Source organism: Variovorax sp. YR266, from assembly GCF_900107295.1.
Lineage (GTDB): Bacteria > Pseudomonadota > Gammaproteobacteria > Burkholderiales > Burkholderiaceae_C > Variovorax.
In genome coordinates, this window is the sequence record NZ_FNPM01000004.1 from 48479 (window position 1) to 64025 (window position 15547).

Genomic DNA, 15547 nt, shown 5'->3' on the forward strand with positions numbered 1-15547 from the left:
GTGTCCCAGCGTGCAGTGCACTTGCAGACGCTGAAGATACCGGCGAATGCCCCGCACAGCAAGGCCGGCCGTCCCACCAACGGCATAGACCCCAAGCGATATGGCGCCCGCCGCGCCCCCTTTGGAAGAATGAACGCCTACTCGAAGGAACCGGGGACATGGGCATGTGCCATCGCAGCAGACTCTGGCGCCGGGCATCCTTCGCAACGCATGGCTGAGCGGGCCCGCCCATGGCTCGCCTTCTAGACTGCTTCTCCAGCTTCATCTCGTTCGGCCTCGCACTGGACGCATCGATCGCGGCCGGCACGCCCATGCTGGCGCACGATGCTGCACAGCAGCAGGCCCGCCAGCGGCTCGACGCGGCCCGCGCCGCCGCCGAGGCCTCGGGCACGCCCGCGGGGCAGATCGAATCGGCGGCTTTCGCAATGGTGGCCTGGATCGACGAAATCCTCGCGCGCCACCCCGAGGCCACCTTGGCGGCAGGCGCGGCGGCCCCGCTGCAGGTGCAGCTCTTCAACTCCAACAACGCGCACAGCGAGTTCTTCCACCACCTGTCGGCCCTGGGCGCGCGGGACGACGCGGTGCGCGAGGTGTACTGGCATGCGCTGGCGCTCGGCTTTAAGGGCCAGTACTACTTCGAGGACGGCGACCAGGGCGAGCTGGGCAAGCTGAAAGACCTGCACGGCAGCCAGCTGCTGCTGCGCCCGCTGTCGACCGGCAGCCTGGTGCAGGACCGCATCACGCCGCAACCCTACGAGGTGCCCGACCCGCGCGGCCCCAACGACACGCGCCGGCGCGACCGCACGCTGCTGCTGAGCAGCGCCGCGCTGGCACTGGCGCTGCCCCTGCTCTACCTGCTGTGGCTGTGGTCCACCGGTCCGCCCGCGGCCTCCACCGGCCTGAGCCAACGCGTCGAGCAGCACCTGCAGACTTTTGCCTGCGCCGACCTCACGGCCACCGTCGACCGCGACGGCCGCACGCAAGTGACCGGCTTCGTCTCGCTGCCGGGCGACCTGCCGCGCGTGGAGCATGAAGTGAGCGCGCTGCCCGGCGTGAAGGCGCCGCGCTTCGACATCGGCCTGCGCGTATGGCCGCACTGCGAGGTGTTCGCCATCCTCAAGCCCTACCAGATGCGCAACAACGAGAAGGTCTACGGGCTGGACGTGACCGCGCTCTCGGCCCGCGAAGGCCAGCTGCGCGAGGGCGACAACGTGCGCGTGCAAGTGGTCGCGCCGCGCCACGACAGCTACATCTGGGTCGACTACTACACGGTCGACGGCTCGGTCATGCACCTCAATGCCGGGCAGGTGCCCACGCGGCTGCACGCCGGCGAAACGCTGGAGCTGGGCCGCGACATTCCGTCGAGCTGGCTGGTGAGCCCGCCCTTCGGCAACGTGCTGGTCACCGTGCTGTCGTCACCGACGCCATTCAGCGAAACCTCCGACCGTCCGCCCTACGAGCTGGCCTCCGCCTACCTGCTGCGGCTGCGCGAAGCGCTTGCGGCCGGCAAGAGCAGCGAGCGGCTGATCGCCGACTTCGTCTTCCTCGAGACCGTTTCCCGATGAATGCCCTGCTCTCGCCCACCCATCGCTTCTGGCTGCTGCTGGCGCTGTGCCTGCTCGGCTTCGGCCTGCTGTACGCGGTGGTGCGCGATGCGGGCCGCGGTGCGCGCAGGCGTGGGCTGCAGAAGCGCATCGCGGCGCTCGGCGCGCCATCCACCGGCGCCGACGAGGCTGCCATCGACGCCCTGAGGGACGACATGGCGCAGGCGCAGCAGGCCCTGCGCCGCTCGTCACGGCTGAAGGCCCTGGTGCCCGCGCCGTGGTTCCTGTGCTTCGGCGACGCTGCGGCCAACCTGGCCGGCCTGTTCGCGACGGCACACGCCGACCGCGTGCCCCCGCCCGAACCTGCGAGCGGAGGTGGCGGCGAACCCTTCGGCGCAACGTGGTGGCACTGGTGGCTGACAGGCGCGACGGTGGCCATAGAGATCCATCCGGGCGCGTTCGGCGACACGGCCGGTACGCCGCCGCTGCGCGGCCTGTGGCTGCAGTCGCTGCTCGCGCTGGCCGAGCGGCGCGACCGGCTGCCTCTCAACGGCCTGGTGGTAGGCGTGGCGGCGGGCGAGCTGCTGCATGCCGATGCCACGGAGCTGAAGTCGCTGGCCGCCCGGGCGCGCCGCCTGCTCGACGAAACCAGCGACACCCTGCGCCTGCAACTGCCCACCTACCTCGTCGTGACCGGGCTCGAACAACTCACGGGCTATGCGACCCTGCGCGGCGCGCTGCCGCCCGAAGTGCTGGCGCAGGTGCTGGGCCATCGCCTGACCGACGCCTCGCCCTTCATCGAGACACCGGCCGGCGAGCGGCTGGATACCGTGTTCGAGCCCATCGCGAAGCACCTGCACGCGCTGCGCATGGCGCTGCTGCGCGAGCAGCCCGGCGCCGCGGGCCGGCTCGCCATTCACGAATTCGTGGAGGCCGTGCGCGCGCTGCAGCCCGGCCTGCGACAGTTCGCGCAGGTGCTGTTCGAGAACCACGGCAAGACCTCGCGCGCGCCGCGCTGGCGCGGGCTCTACCTCACGGCAGCCGCATCGGACTCAACCGGCGGGGCCTTCGTGAACGATCTGTTCGAGCACTTCCTGCCTGCCGACCAGCCGCTGGTGCGGCCAGGGCGGCCGTCATGAGCCGCCCCCGGGGCAAGGTGCGGCGACTACTTCGCGTCGACACGGATCGCGCGTGCGCCGAAGTTCACGTCGAGTGCCTGCGCCTTGCCCGTGGTGACCGGGCGCACTTCGCGCCAGCGCGCTCGGTCGAGATCGCGGAACGCCGCCATCACGCCGATGGACTTCGCATCGGGCGGCAGGTTGAAGTCGAGCTTCTTCGTCTCGCCGGGCCGCAGCAGCACTTCTTCACGCTGCACGAGCTCCGCGCCGAGCGTGGCCTGGTCTTTCTCGAACAGCGAGAAGAAGTCGGCACCCTCGAACGGGCCAGGCGACTTCAATGCATACACGCGCACGGTGAGCGGCGAGGCCCGTCCACGCGCATCGGGGTTGGCGTCGGCGCCGGCCGTGAGGGTCACGGCCACCGTGGTGACCACCGGTTTGCTCGCGCAGCCCGCGATGAAAAGACCCGCTGCAGCAAGGCCAAGAGCTGCGATGCGGCGCCGCGTTGCCGCGCCAAGGAGGCCTTCATAGGACGAATGGTGTGTACCCAGCGTGCGCATGCTATTCCCTTCGTTGCATTGACCGGTCAAGACGCATCTTTGATTATCACCAGCGAACTCCAACAGGCAACATGCTGACCAACGAACTCGCAGCCACACTGCTCGCGCCCATCGGCGAGGCCTCGCCGTGCGGCGACGATCTCGAGTACGACGCGGACTTCATGACGCTGGTCTCGGCCGCGCAGGGCAAGCCCGAGCAGCAGTTCGGCGACACCGTGATTCCCGCGGTCGAACCCGAGTGGCGCGAAGTGGGCGAACGGGCCGACGGCATCCTGCGCCGCAGCAAGGACGTGCGCGCCGCGGTGCTGCTGCTGCGCGCATCCACCCGCATGCAGGGCGTGGAAGGCTTCGCCGCCGGGCTGCGCCTGCTCAACGGATTGCTCGACACCTTCTGGGAAGGCATACATCCAAAGCTGGATGCCGACGACGACAACGATCCGACGATGCGCCTGAACGCGCTCGCGCCGCTGACCGACGAGAGCATGGGCCTGCGCGACCTGTACGAGGCGCAGATCGGCATCGCGCGCGGCGTGGGCCCGATCCGCGTGCGCGACATTGCCATTGCCCACAACACGCTCACCGCCGTCGGCGGCGAGGCCACGTACTCCGCAGCGCAGGTGCATGGCGGGCTCGAAGCCATCCAGGCCGAGCGGCCCGAGGCGATCCAGGCCGCCCTCGGCGTGCCCGCGCTGGTGGAGCAGCTGAAGAAACTCGTCGCCGATCACACCGGCCGCGCCGATGCCGTCGACCTCGAACCGCTTCGCACCATCGCCCGCGTGCTGCAGAAGGCCTGCGCCGCCGCCAGCGGCGCGCCGGCCGATGCCGCTTCGGATGCCTCCGGCGACACGGCCGCCGATGCACAGGCGAACGGCAGCGCGGCCTCCCGCCCCGCCGGCGCACGCGGCGAGATCCAGAACCGGCAGGACGCGGTGCAGATGCTCGACCGCGTGATCCGCTACCTCGAGCAGGCCGAGCCGGGCAACCCCGCGCCGCTTCTGATCGAGCGCGCCAAGAAGCTCATAGGCGTGAGCTTTCTCGAAATCATGGCCAACCTCGCGCCGAACGCGATGGACACCATCGAAACGGTCACGGGCCGCCGCCCGTCCGAGTAAGCCAGCACCACCCCACACCCGCCCCCATTCACACCCGCAAGGAGCATCTCCATGGCCAAGAGCAGTCAGAAATTCATCGCCCGCAACCGGGCGCCCCGGGTCCAGATCGAATACGACGTGGAGCTCTACGGGGCAGAGAAAAAGGTGCAGCTGCCCTTCGTGATGGGCGTGCTGGCAGACCTCTCTGGCAAGCCGGCAGACCCGCTCGCGCCGGTGGCCGATCGCAAGTTCCTGGAGATCGACGTCGACAACTTCGACTCGCGCATGAAGGCCATGAAGCCGCGCGCGGCCTTCGCGGTAGAGAACTCGCTCACCGGCGAGGGCGACCTGAAGGTGGAGCTCACCTTCGAGAACATGGAAGACTTTTCGCCCGCCGCCGTGGCGCGCAAGGTGGGCGCGCTGAACAAGCTGCTCGAAGCGCGCACGCAGCTGTCGAACCTCGTCACCTACATGGACGGCAAGGGCGGCGCCGAAGACCTGCTGGCCAAGGTGCTCGAAGACCCGGCCCTGCTGCAGACGCTGGCCGCGAGCAAGAAGCCCGAAGACGCCGGCGGCACACCCGCCGCCTGACGACGATACCCATCCGACCGCCACACAGGATCACGAGGAGTAAACCACCATGGCCACCGAAGCACTCGAACAGAGCGCGCTGAAAGATGTCGCGTACGCGGGCAGCGACTTTTCGTCGCTGCTGCAAAAGGAATTCAAGCCGCGCAGCGACGAAGCCAAGAGCGCCGTCGAAGCCGCGGTGCTCACGCTGGCGCAGCAGGCGCTGGCCAACAGCACCGTCATCGGCAAGGACGTGACCAAGTCGATCCAGGCCATGATCGCCGCGATCGACGCCAAGCTCACCGACCAGGTGAACAAGATCATCCACCACCCCGAATACCAGAAGCTCGAGAGTGCGTGGCGCGGCCTGCACTACATGGTGAACAACACCGAGACCGACGAGAACCTGAAGATCCGCGTGATGGACATCTCCAAGACGGATCTGGCCAAGAGCCTGAAGAAGTTCAAGGGCGCGGCCTGGGACCAGAGCCCGATGTTCAAGAAGATCTACGAGCAGGAGTACGGCCAGTTCGGCGGCGAGCCCTTCGGCGCGCTGGTGGGCGACTACCACTTCGACCAGAGCCCGCCCGACGTGGAACTGCTCGGCGAAATGGCCAAGATCGCCGCGTCGGCGCATGCCCCCTTCATCACCGGCGCCAGCCCCAACCTGATGCAGATGGAGTCGTGGCAGGAACTCGCCAACCCGCGCGACCTGACCAAGATCTTCCTCACGCCCGAGTACGCCGGCTGGCGCAGCCTGCGCGAGTCGGACGACTCCAAGTACCTCGGCATGTGCATGCCGCGCTTCCTGGCGCGCACGCCCTACGGCGCCAACACCAACCCGGTGGAAGAGTTCGACTTCGAGGAAGACACCGCCGGCGCCGACCACAGCAAGTACGCCTGGGCCAATGCGGCCTACGCGATGGCGACCAACATCAACCGTTCGTACAAGCTGTACGGCTGGGGTTCGCGCATCCGCGGCATCGAGTCGGGCGGCGCGGTGGAGAACCTGCCGCTGCACACCTTCCCGAGCGACGACGGCGGCGTGGACCAGAAGTGCCCGACAGAGATCGCCATCAGCGACCGGCGCGAGGCCGAGCTCTCGAAGGCCGGCCTGCTGTCGATGATCCACCGCAAGAACTCCGACTTCGCTGCTTTCATCGGCGCCCAGTCGCTCAACAAGCCGGCCGAGTACGACGACCCGGACGCCACGGCCAACGCCAACCTGGCGGCGCGCCTGCCCTACCTCTTTGCCTGCAACCGCTTTGCGCACTACCTCAAGTGCATCGTGCGCGACAAGGTCGGCAGCTTCAAGGAGCGCGAGGACATGCAGCGCTGGCTGAACAAATGGATCATGAATTACGTGGACGGCGACCCGGCCAACTCGTCGGAAATCACCAAGTCGCAGAAGCCCCTGGCGGCCGCCGAAGTGGTCGTCGAGGAAGTGGAAGGCAACCCGGGCTACTACACGTCCAAGTTCTTCCTGCGCCCGCACTACCAGCTCGAAGGCCTCACGGTTTCTTTGCGCCTGGTGTCCAAGCTGCCGACGGCCAAGGGCGCCGGCTGAAAAAAATCTGGGGATTCTTCTTGAATTCCCGGTTCCGTTTCGTTCTATGAGTAGCTGCCGGGCATCGGAACTTACCTCCCACCGCCGGCAGCCATTTTTCTCGTTTCGATCATCAACCGCCCGAACGCAATCGGGTTCCAAGGAGTAGGAACATGTCATCTGACTTTCACATCAAGCTCGACGGCGTCAAGGGCGAGTCTTCCCACAAGGACCACAAGGACGAGATCGAGATTTCGTCGTGGTCCTGGAACGTGGCCAACTCGTCGGGCGCAGGCTCCGGCGGCGGCTCGGGCAAGGGCAAGGCCACGCCCGGTGAATTCCACTTCACGCACACCTACGACAAGGCCTCCCCGGTGCTGGCCAAGAACTGCGTGAGCGGCAAGCACTTCAAGGACATGGTCCTGACCTGCCGCAAGGCCGGCGAAGGCCAGCAGGAGTACCTGAAGGTCACGATGAAGGAAGTCTTCATCTCTGCCGTGAGCCCCGGCGGCGCGCAGGGCGGCGACGTGTACGAACAGGTGATGTGCTCGTTCAAGGACATCGAGTTCGCCTACAAGGCCCAGGACGACAAGGGCGCCGGCGGCGGCGAAGTCAAGTTCGGCTGGAACGTGGCGACCACCGAGACCCGCTGACGGGCGACGGACCGCCGGGCACGGCATCGGGCGCGCCAGTGCCCGGTGCGGTTTCCATGCGTCCTCACCGCACCGGAGCAATGCAATGGCATTCAGCACCCCACTCATCGGCAGCAGCGGCGCGCTGCTCACGGCCTACAACACCGACTGGTCGGTCGGACGGATCGGCTCCAACACACGTGAAGACGTGATGCTCGTGCAGGCGCTGTTCAAGATCTTCTACTACGAGCTGCTCGGCTTCAACCACGATCTGGACCCGCCTCCCGGCCAGACAGAGGTGATCGTCGTGGACGGCTACTACGGGCAGATCACGCAGAAGCACATCACGCACTTCCAGACGCAGCTGATAGCGCTCGGACACAAGGTCCTGCCGGACGGCATCTTCGATCCGTTCCGGGAGCCCGGTGCGTCCAGCACGATCAGCAAGACACGCTACGCGCTCGACCTGCTCAACAACGGCTGTGCCAACTGCTGCAAGGAGCAGGGCATCGACAACTACACCAACCTGCCGAACCGGGAAGACATGCCCCTGTTGCTGCGCAGCGCGTTGAAGAAGGTCAAGAAGACGGCCAAGAAGTACAGCTGAGCGGCCCCAGCGACCGCCAGCCTGGCGCCCGTCCGATGGACGGGCGTTTTTCTTTAGGGGCTCAGGTGTCCGTCGATGCGGCATTCTCGGGCATCAACCGCGTCGCATCGTCCTCGTCGTCCTCGATCACCCACAGCGTGAGCGCCGTGTAGTTGTCGTACCCCGGCTTGGCATTCGCCTTGACCTGCGCGTCGATCAGCTCGGTCCACTGGCTGGGTGTGCGGGAGGCATGCAGCGTGTCTATCAGGCACTCGTCGCCCAGCGGCTCCCACACGCCGTCGCTGCACAGCAGCAGCACGTCGCCGGGCAAGAGGCGCATGCGGTCCGACACCGCGATGTCGGGCGCCTCCTCGACCGAGCCCAGCGCCGACAGCAGCATGTTGCGCTGCGGATGCAGCCGCGCGCCCTCTTCGTCGAGCATGCCGCCGGCCACCATCTGCTGTACCAGGCTGTGATCGGTGGTGCGTGCCACGATGGCGCCGCCACGGAACAGGTAGGCCCGGCTGTCCCCGCTGTGCACCCACGCCAGAGCCTGGCTTTCGAGGTCGATGGCCGCGAACACAATGGTCGAGCGCATGCCCGCGAGCTTGCCGCCCTCGGCCTGGCGCGCCACCACGTCGAGGTTGGCCTGCTCCACCAGCCGGCGCAGCGTGGCCTCGTCGAGCCCCGGCGCGGCCGAGAAGCCACCGAGCATGCTGCCGCGCGCGGTGGCCGCCGCCACGTCGCCCCCGCCGTGGCCGCCCGCGCCATCGGCCACCAGGCAGGCGACATAGCGCTCGTCGTGCCAATGGCCGTGCACGTCCTCGTTGTAGGTGCGGCCTCCCTGCCGGGAGAGCGTGACGATTTCGATTTCCAAGCGGGGTGCCTCGCGGGTGCTGGGGTTGTTTTGATTCTTTTCAGGCGTCGGACTTCAGGCGTGCCATCTGCTCTTCGTAGGCCTCGAGGAAGGCCTTGCCGAAGAGGCTGTGGAAGTCGTCCTCCGCCTCGCTCGCGATGCCGCCATAGAGCGACACGAACTGGTCCCAGAGCTTGGCCTTGCGGTTGGCGCTGAAGAGCGCGTCGAGCGCCGACTTGGCACTAATCTTCTTCTCCAGCTCCGCCGGCTCGAAGCGCCCGATGACGTGGGCCAGCGCCGCGCGCATGCCCACCATCACGCCGAATTGATGCGCGCGCAGGTCGTTGAAGGCATCGCGCATCGCGGCCTCGGGCGGCATGAAGCCACGCACGCCGGGCCCCAGCAGATGGGCCAGCGCCACCTCGACCGTGGGCGAGAACTTCAGCGGGTTGTTGGCCTGCGCCGCGATCATCGTGACCTCGGCGCGCACCTCGCGCTTGAACTCCTGGCGCGTGAGCAGCAGCTGCAGCGTGCCCTCGGTGGCGCTGCGCAGCATCGAGCCGATGCGCTCCATCAGGCCCGGCGTGAGCATCTCGGGCGGCTGGTGCGTGCTGGCCAGGCCGCGCAGGAAAGCGGCGAGCAGCTCGTCGTCGGTGGCGATGCGCTCGGATGGCGGCGTTGCCGCGCGCCTGGCTGGTGGCGCAGGCGCGATGTCGATGGGCGGCGGCAGCGACTCGGTGGGCCTGCCGGAATTCTCCGGCCCGCTGATGCGTATCGGCTGGCCGGTGATGTCGTCGAACTGCGCCAGCGCTTGCACGGGCGCCGGCGCAGCTACCGGAGGCGGTGCAGGCGGCGGAGGAGGTGGTGGCGGCTCGATGGCCTTCGGCGGCGTGAAGCCGAACTGGTCGATCGGCAGATGGTCGGAGCGCGGCGTGGGCGTACGCGGCGCCGCGTGCTGCAGCGCGGCCAGCGGATCGGCTTCGGAAGCGGTATTGGGCTGCAGCAGCGGATCGGCCAGCGGCGACAGCGCGAGCGGATCGCCGCCGATGCCGCCGCCACTATTGCCCATGCCGCCGAACAGCTCGTCGATGCCCGCGGCCTTGCCATGCGCGGGCGGCGCGCCGAGGTCGGAGAAATCGTCGAGCGCGCCAAGGCCGGCCGCCGGCGTCGACGACGGCGTGGGCCCCAGCAGGTTCGCGAAAGGATCGATCTGCGCGGCTTGCACGTTGCGCGAGCCGCTTTCCATCGGGTCGGGGAACAGCAGCGAATCAGGCAGTGCCGTGGCAGGGGTTGGGGCGGGCGCTGCCGCTGGTGCGGCCGGCGGCGCGAGGCCCGCCAGCAGGTCGGCAAAGGGGTCGTCGCTCGAAGGTGCGGCTGGCGCGGCCATGGCAGCCCCTCCAAGCACCGTGTTCGGGATGGCCAGCGACGGCGGCGCGGCGGCCGTCACGCGCACCGTGAGCTCGAAGCTGCCCACCACCAGCCGCGCGCCATCGGTCAGCGCGGCCTCCTTGCCCGAGCCCAGCGACACGCCGTTGCACTGCATCGGGTTGCTGCCCCGATCGATGACGAAGTACTGACCGTCACGGCACAGCACCTGCGCATGCACGCGCGAGACGGTGCGGTCCGGGTCGTCCAGCACCAGCGTGTTGGTGTCGGCCCGGCCGATGGTTCCGCCATTGGGTCCGAAGTCCGCGGCAATGGCCTGCCCCGCCGGAGCGCCTTGCCGGGTGATGACAGCGATATGGATCATGAATCGGCCCCCGAAGGCTCTGTGCCTGAATGCGCCCGAACAAACTCGCAAGGAGTATTCATTCCGTGGGGCATGTTGGCAATCTCGCCTAAAGAGGTATGCCGTCGCCAAGCCAGCGCTGCTGCCGCCATGCCGGCGCGCTGGTTGCGAACAGCGGTGCGCGCGCGTCGAGCAGCGCCAGATGCAGCGCCGCTGCCACGCGCTGACGCTGGAAGCCCTCACGCAGCACACCCGTACAGCTGTCGGGCGAGACCGGTTGCCCCATGAAGAGCCGCACACCTGGGGCAAAGCGTGCACCATTCTGCTGCCACCACGCACGGATCTTGTCGATGTCGGGCCAGGGCAAGGCGATGTCCTCGGGCAGCTCGACGTTGTCGTCGTCGGGGTCGTCGGTCGGCCCGTCCTCGAAGCCGTCGGGCGGCGGAACCTCCATCTGCGCGAGGTTGAAGTCCACGCCCGTGATGGTGACGAAGGCCTCGGCCGCGATGCGTGCCGTGGCCGGCTGCGCCATCTGCTCGATGAGCCACGGCACATAGCGCGCGTCGCCGATGAAGCCCGAGCCGATGATGCGCAGACGCTGCGCCTCGGGCAGCGCGGCGCTGTCGAGCAGCAGCGCGTGGCCCGGTGCCAGCTCCATCGCCTGCAGTGCAAGCTGGAACGCGCGGGGCTGGCGCGGCCCGCTCTTCAGTGCAAAGGCCGCAAGCACGTCCAGCGCCTGCGCCCGGTCGCCGAGCAGCACCGCCGCCCACGCGGCCCAGAAGCGCAGCTCGGGCTTGGCCTCGCCGAGCAGCGATTGGGCCTGCGGCAACAGGTCGGCACGGCCCAGCTCGCCGGCTGCACGCAGCGCGCGGATGCGGACGCTGTCTGGAGCGCCCGCAAGCAGCTGCCCGAGCAGCGGGCCCACGTCGCGCCGATGCAGCGCGCAGGCTGCCACGCCGAGCTTCTGCCGCAATGGCGAGGCGTCCTCGAGCAAGGCCCTGACGCGACCGCCAAGATACTTCGGCTCGACCCAGCCCAGCGCGGAGATCAGGCCGGGCACGACCTCGGGCAGGTCCTTGGCGCGCTCGACCAGATCATCGAAGCGGCCATCGACCGCCTCGATGGCGAGCACGGCGGCGACGAAGAAGTCTTCGGGACCTTCGTTGTCGGTAATCGCCAGTGCATGCTGCCAGCCTTCTTCGCCGGCAACGCGCAGGCCGTCGATGTGGGCCGCGAGGCGCTCGTCGAGGTCGGCGAATTGCTGGGGCGAGTAGTTGGGGGCGTGGACTGCGCTGGCGCGCTGAAGCCAGAGGAAGGAGGCTTCGTCGGTGTGTTCGACCAGGACATCGCTCAGGGTAGGCGACGAAGTGTCGGGATCATTCATCGCGCACCTCCGCGTGTCAGTCGAATCGCGCCAACCATTCGTCCGTTCCATAGCCCGGATCCGACTCGGCAAAGATCGCTGGGTGCCGCTGCAGACGCACCGACGCCAACGACGAGCCGACGCGGTGATAGGGCTTCATTTCGTCCCTGTCCGGATAGCCCAGGGCCGGTGCCGGGCCGGCCTGGATCACCCAGCAGCTCGGCAGCTCATGCACCGGGCAGGCGCGCCCCAGTTCCTCGCGCAACTCTTCCAGCGCGGGCAGCCGCTGCTGAAGCCCGGCCCCAACGAGCGTGAGCCAGTTCACGCACTTGAGGGCGGGCGCATCGGATTGCTGCAGGGCGATGATGGTCGAGTCCATGTAGTTCAGATCGATGCCCGGGTACTTCTTTGCGAGCATCAGCATCTGGCTCGCAGCCTCGTTCTCGTACTCTCCCTCCGGGTCCCAGTTGACCGCGAAACCTGCGTGCCCCGAGTCGAAATCGAAGCCCGCGACCAGCTCGGCCAGCAGGTTCGCGACGCTTTCATACCCTGTGTCCATGAACCAGGATGGAAGAATGAGCCGTACCGCGCCCACCCGCGTTTCCTCTTCTTGATCGGCCAGCAAGTAGAAGCCATGCTCCGAGGGCTCGTCCTTGTCGTTGCCGCCTTCAAGGCTCAGCATATAGATGCCTTTACCCTTTCCCTTGCGCTTGAGGAACCAGTCGGGCAGTAGCTGCAGAGAGTCGGCCTTGAGTGGCCTGGAGCCCTCCATCGATTCGGTTCGGTAGAACTTCAGGTAGCTGCCGATCACGCCGAGTGCCTTCGCATAGAAGTTCTGGATGCCTTGCGCGTGATCGAACATCGACCCGCGCCAATACAGCGTGATGTCAGTCACGAGCCGCAGGTAGATTCCATCGCCGCCGGAAAAAACCAGCTTGTCAGTCGCTTCGCTCATGGGGTGCTCCTTTTCTCAGCAATCGCAGTTCTTGGCGTTGATCTTCACCGGCTTGTTGCCGTTGGCCAGCTTCTGCTGCCGCAGCTTCTGCGTCTTGCGCCAACGATCTCCGGGAAACTTGAAATCGAAACAGCGCTTCACGATCGGCACACCCGCCGCATCCGTGCCGAGCGACAACACCACATCGGGAATCAGCAGGCCGTAGGAGCGCGTGAATTGCTGGGTGATCAGGCCGCCGAGCTTCTGGATCGCGCGCGCGGCCGACGATAACGGATTGCTCAGGCGAGATTCCAGTTCGTAAGACCAGTTGCCGCTCGATGAAGGATCCCGGCTCCAACCACCACGCGGCCCCTTCACATGGCCTTTCGCGAGGTCTTTGCAGAACTCTTCGCAGAGCTTGTTCGCCATCGCCTCCTCGTCGGCGTCGAGTCCGAGATCCTTGACTACCGACTGGAGAATGCCAGCAAGATTGGCCGCGTTCTCCGAGTTGTGGAACATCTTGTCCATGAAGCGTGCGGCGTTCTTGCCGTCCATCTTCACGTCGAACGAATAGAGGATCCAGGTGGCCTCCTTCATGAAGGTGCTCGACTTCACGCCACCGGCCACACCGGCGTTGTCGCCGTTGGAGAGCGCGAACTTCGAGCCCTTGTTCGCCGCCATCACCTTGTCCCCCTTGACGGTGGTTGTCCCGTTGGTCAACGTGATGGATTGCGCGATGTTCGGATAGGGCACGGGCACTGGGCCACCTGGACTCGGCGTCTTGCAGACGTCCGGAATGGTCGCGGTGGTGATCCCGCTACTCATCTTGTGGACGAGCGAGCCCACAGTGCCATTGACCCGGATCGTGACGGGCATGGCGGGCCTCAGCCATCGCGCGGCTCGATGCCGCGTACCAGTACGGCGCCACGCTCGCCGGACTCGGAACTGGCCCACACCATCGACACCGGCCCCTTGCCGTAGTGCTTGAGATGGGAGATGACTGCAAGGGCAATGTGCAGCGGCATTCCGGCAGCTCCCACGTCGCCCCAGCAATCGGCCGGCGCCACGAAATCGGTGGCATTGCGAAAGTGCTCCTTCGTCCGCAGCACGGTAAACCCGTACTCGTCGGCGCGATAGGTCTCGCCGTTCATGTCGCAGAAGACGTTATGTACCAGGTCGTTCTGGTCCAGCGATTTCAGGGCCTGGCGAAAGGCCTGCGTGAGTCCGTCGCCGATGCAGACCTCCCCGCTCTTGATGAGCCGCGTCTCCAGACCCAGGCCGGGCTCGTCGAGCGTCGCGAGCGAAGTCAAGCCGGCTCGCGCCGTGAACTCGTGCGAGGCGACCAATACGGCGCCCGCTGCCTCGCCGGGAATGAATCCCCAGGGGTTGTTGAGCACGCCGCCGCCATGAAGCTGGTCGCTGGCCTCGACCCATTCGAGCGTTTCCGGTGCGAGGTAAGTATCGACACCGCAGACCAGACACGCGTCGATCGAGGCACCGGCACAACCACGCGCCGCCGCGTCGAGCGCCAGATGTCCACCCGCATGGCCGATCTCGAAGACCCGCGATGCATTGAAGAGCTCTTGGTGCCGCTGTGTGACATGTGCCAGCAACGCATCCCGCAGGTCCGCCGGCCGTCCAGCGCGCGGAGGTGGCAGGGCCAGGGCCAGACCGAGCCGGCAATGCACCGCGGCGCCGGCAGCTACGAGTGGTCGCATGGCTTCCTCGATGGCCGGCAGCAGCAGGGCGGCGCAGCGCTGCTGCGCGTCGACGTCCGCACCTATCCACGGCGCGCGGGCCACACGCATCGGTTCACCCGCCGAATCGATCAAGAACGGATGCTCGCCGAAGCCGCAAACACCGGCGCGCGCCGCGGCGGCACTCGACCACGCGTTGCGGCCTATGGGCGTGCACGCACCGAGACCGGCAATCTGCAAGACGGCAGCGGTCATGCCGACACTCCGGTTTCGTCGAGCTGCTCGCCCAGACGCACGAGGCGCTTCTCGACGATGCGAGTTCGCAGCAGCTTGTGCACCTTGGGATGACAAGGCAGCGCGCTGTGCCACACCAGCGAGACACGCGAGTGATCGGGCTCGACGATCACCGTGTGCAACCTCGGCCGCTCGTGCGGCACACGGTCGCCGTCGATGAAGAATGTCTCGAGGCCAAGAATCACTCGCGGCAGTTCGAAACGCAGCTGTCCGGCTTGTGGCCAGAGATGGATCAGCACCACCGGCTCTCCACCGATGAGAAACTGCGGCGCCTGCTGATCCACAGGCGCGCACTGATAGTGCCGGTCATCGAAATCCACCGGCAGCAGCGGCAACCGATCCCGCTGCCACGCTTCGTCATACGTCCCCGCAAACCTCGCGCGCGGCTGCCAGTGATTGCACAGCGGCCCGAACCCCGCAGGCTCCGGCCGGTCGCTCCATGCCCGCACACATTGATCCGGATATTCAATATTCGGCAGTCGCACACCTTCCGCATGCGCAGCCTCCATCACAAAGCCCGTGCCCACCGGATTGCGCACGTCGAACTGCGGCAACGGCGCATCGCGCGTCCACGGATCGACGCCGCCATATGCGCGCTCCCACACCAGCGGCATGGTGCTGAAAGGCTCGGGCTCCGATGGTGCGCCGCCGAGCCACACGCGGTCGCCGGTCACGCGCAACCGCTTGGCGATCGGGCCGACGCGCAGGCCCACGTCGAGCTGCGTCACGGGCACTCCACCGGGCGCATGCGCATTGCCGATCAACAGCACGTCGGTCGTCAGCTTGGTGCGAACCAGGTCCATCTCGTAGAGCAGGCTGGGCTGCGGCGCGGCCTCGTCGACGAAGACGGGCGCCTGCGCGACCGGTGGTTGTTCGGGGGCAACGCTCGTCTCGCCATCGGGCGAAATATCGAAGCTGCACTTCACCGCCACGAGCCAGATCTCCGCTCCGTCGCGGTCGCGCACCCAGGTGCGTTCGGCGGCATAGGGTGTGCGGTTTTCGAGTTGCCACATGGCGTGTTTCTCGT

The 15547-nt window shown here is 67.2% G+C and carries 15 protein-coding genes; 7 read left to right on the forward strand and 8 right to left on the reverse strand.

Annotated elements, in window-relative coordinates; translation table 11 throughout:
• The first annotated feature begins 230 nt into the window (after window positions 1–230).
• Window positions 231–1565, forward strand: coding sequence for a DotU family type IV/VI secretion system protein (locus tag BLW48_RS12220; RefSeq protein WP_093175026.1), 1335 nt, complete (start codon window positions 231–233; stop codon window positions 1563–1565).
• On the forward strand, window positions 1562–2683 hold the full coding sequence (locus BLW48_RS12225; RefSeq protein WP_093175028.1) for a type VI secretion system protein: 1122 nt from the start codon (window positions 1562–1564) through the stop codon (window positions 2681–2683). The genes BLW48_RS12220 and BLW48_RS12225 overlap by 4 nt, the downstream gene beginning before the upstream one ends.
• Before the next feature lie 26 nt (window positions 2684–2709).
• On the opposite strand, the gene tssJ is transcribed toward BLW48_RS12225, so the two are convergent.
• A complete protein-coding gene (tssJ, locus tag BLW48_RS12230) occupies window positions 2710–3222 on the reverse strand; it encodes a type VI secretion system lipoprotein TssJ (RefSeq protein ID WP_093058767.1) in 513 nt (170 codons plus the stop codon).
• A 71-nt stretch (window positions 3223–3293) separates the two neighbouring features.
• Between tssJ and tssA the strand changes: the two genes are divergently transcribed.
• From tssA to BLW48_RS12255, 5 genes are all read left to right on the forward strand, one after another.
• Entirely contained in the window at window positions 3294–4334 is a 1041-nt protein-coding gene (gene tssA / locus BLW48_RS12235) for a type VI secretion system protein TssA (protein WP_093175030.1), read from the forward strand.
• Between the two features lie 51 nt (window positions 4335–4385).
• Entirely contained in the window at window positions 4386–4904 is a 519-nt protein-coding gene (gene tssB, locus BLW48_RS12240) for a type VI secretion system contractile sheath small subunit (RefSeq protein WP_093058765.1), read from the forward strand.
• A 49-nt stretch (window positions 4905–4953) separates the two neighbouring features.
• On the forward strand, window positions 4954–6450 hold the full coding sequence (tssC, locus tag BLW48_RS12245) for a type VI secretion system contractile sheath large subunit (RefSeq protein ID WP_093058764.1): 1497 nt from the start codon (window positions 4954–4956) through the stop codon (window positions 6448–6450).
• Between the two features lie 152 nt (window positions 6451–6602).
• On the forward strand, window positions 6603–7082 hold the full coding sequence (locus BLW48_RS12250) for an Hcp family type VI secretion system effector (RefSeq protein ID WP_093058763.1): 480 nt from the start codon (window positions 6603–6605) through the stop codon (window positions 7080–7082).
• Window positions 7083–7167: 85 nt separating this feature from the next.
• Window positions 7168–7668 (forward strand): peptidoglycan-binding domain-containing protein, encoded by a 501-nt coding sequence (locus tag BLW48_RS12255; RefSeq protein WP_093175033.1) that lies wholly within the window; start codon window positions 7168–7170, stop codon window positions 7666–7668.
• 61 nt (window positions 7669–7729) lie between these two features.
• Here BLW48_RS12255 and BLW48_RS12260 read toward each other — a convergent pair whose 3' ends face one another.
• The 7 genes from BLW48_RS12260 to BLW48_RS12290 form a co-directional block, all read right to left on the reverse strand.
• Window positions 7730–8524 (reverse strand): PP2C family protein-serine/threonine phosphatase, encoded by a 795-nt coding sequence (locus BLW48_RS12260; protein ID WP_093058761.1) that lies wholly within the window; start codon window positions 8522–8524, stop codon window positions 7730–7732.
• 40 nt (window positions 8525–8564) lie between these two features.
• Window positions 8565–10253, reverse strand: a complete 1689-nt coding sequence (gene tagH, locus BLW48_RS12265; protein ID WP_093175035.1) for a type VI secretion system-associated FHA domain protein TagH — start codon at window positions 10251–10253, stop codon at window positions 8565–8567.
• 88 nt (window positions 10254–10341) lie between these two features.
• Complete coding sequence (locus tag BLW48_RS12270; RefSeq protein WP_093175038.1) at window positions 10342–11616, reverse strand: TIGR02270 family protein; 1275 nt, start codon at window positions 11614–11616, stop codon at window positions 10342–10344.
• Between the two features lie 16 nt (window positions 11617–11632).
• The gene (locus tag BLW48_RS12275; protein ID WP_093058758.1) at window positions 11633–12550 is read right to left on the reverse strand and encodes a type VI immunity family protein; all 918 of its coding nucleotides are present in this window, start codon (window positions 12548–12550) and stop codon (window positions 11633–11635) included.
• A 15-nt stretch (window positions 12551–12565) separates the two neighbouring features.
• Complete coding sequence (locus BLW48_RS12280) at window positions 12566–13405, reverse strand: DUF4150 domain-containing protein (RefSeq protein ID WP_093058757.1); 840 nt, start codon at window positions 13403–13405, stop codon at window positions 12566–12568.
• A gap of 8 nt (window positions 13406–13413) precedes the next feature.
• A complete protein-coding gene (locus BLW48_RS12285; protein ID WP_093175041.1) occupies window positions 13414–14481 on the reverse strand; it encodes a hypothetical protein in 1068 nt (355 codons plus the stop codon).
• Window positions 14478–15533, reverse strand: a complete 1056-nt coding sequence (locus tag BLW48_RS12290; RefSeq protein ID WP_093175043.1) for a DUF2169 family type VI secretion system accessory protein — start codon at window positions 15531–15533, stop codon at window positions 14478–14480. The genes BLW48_RS12285 and BLW48_RS12290 overlap by 4 nt, the downstream gene beginning before the upstream one ends.
• Window positions 15534–15547: the final 14 nt, after the last annotated feature.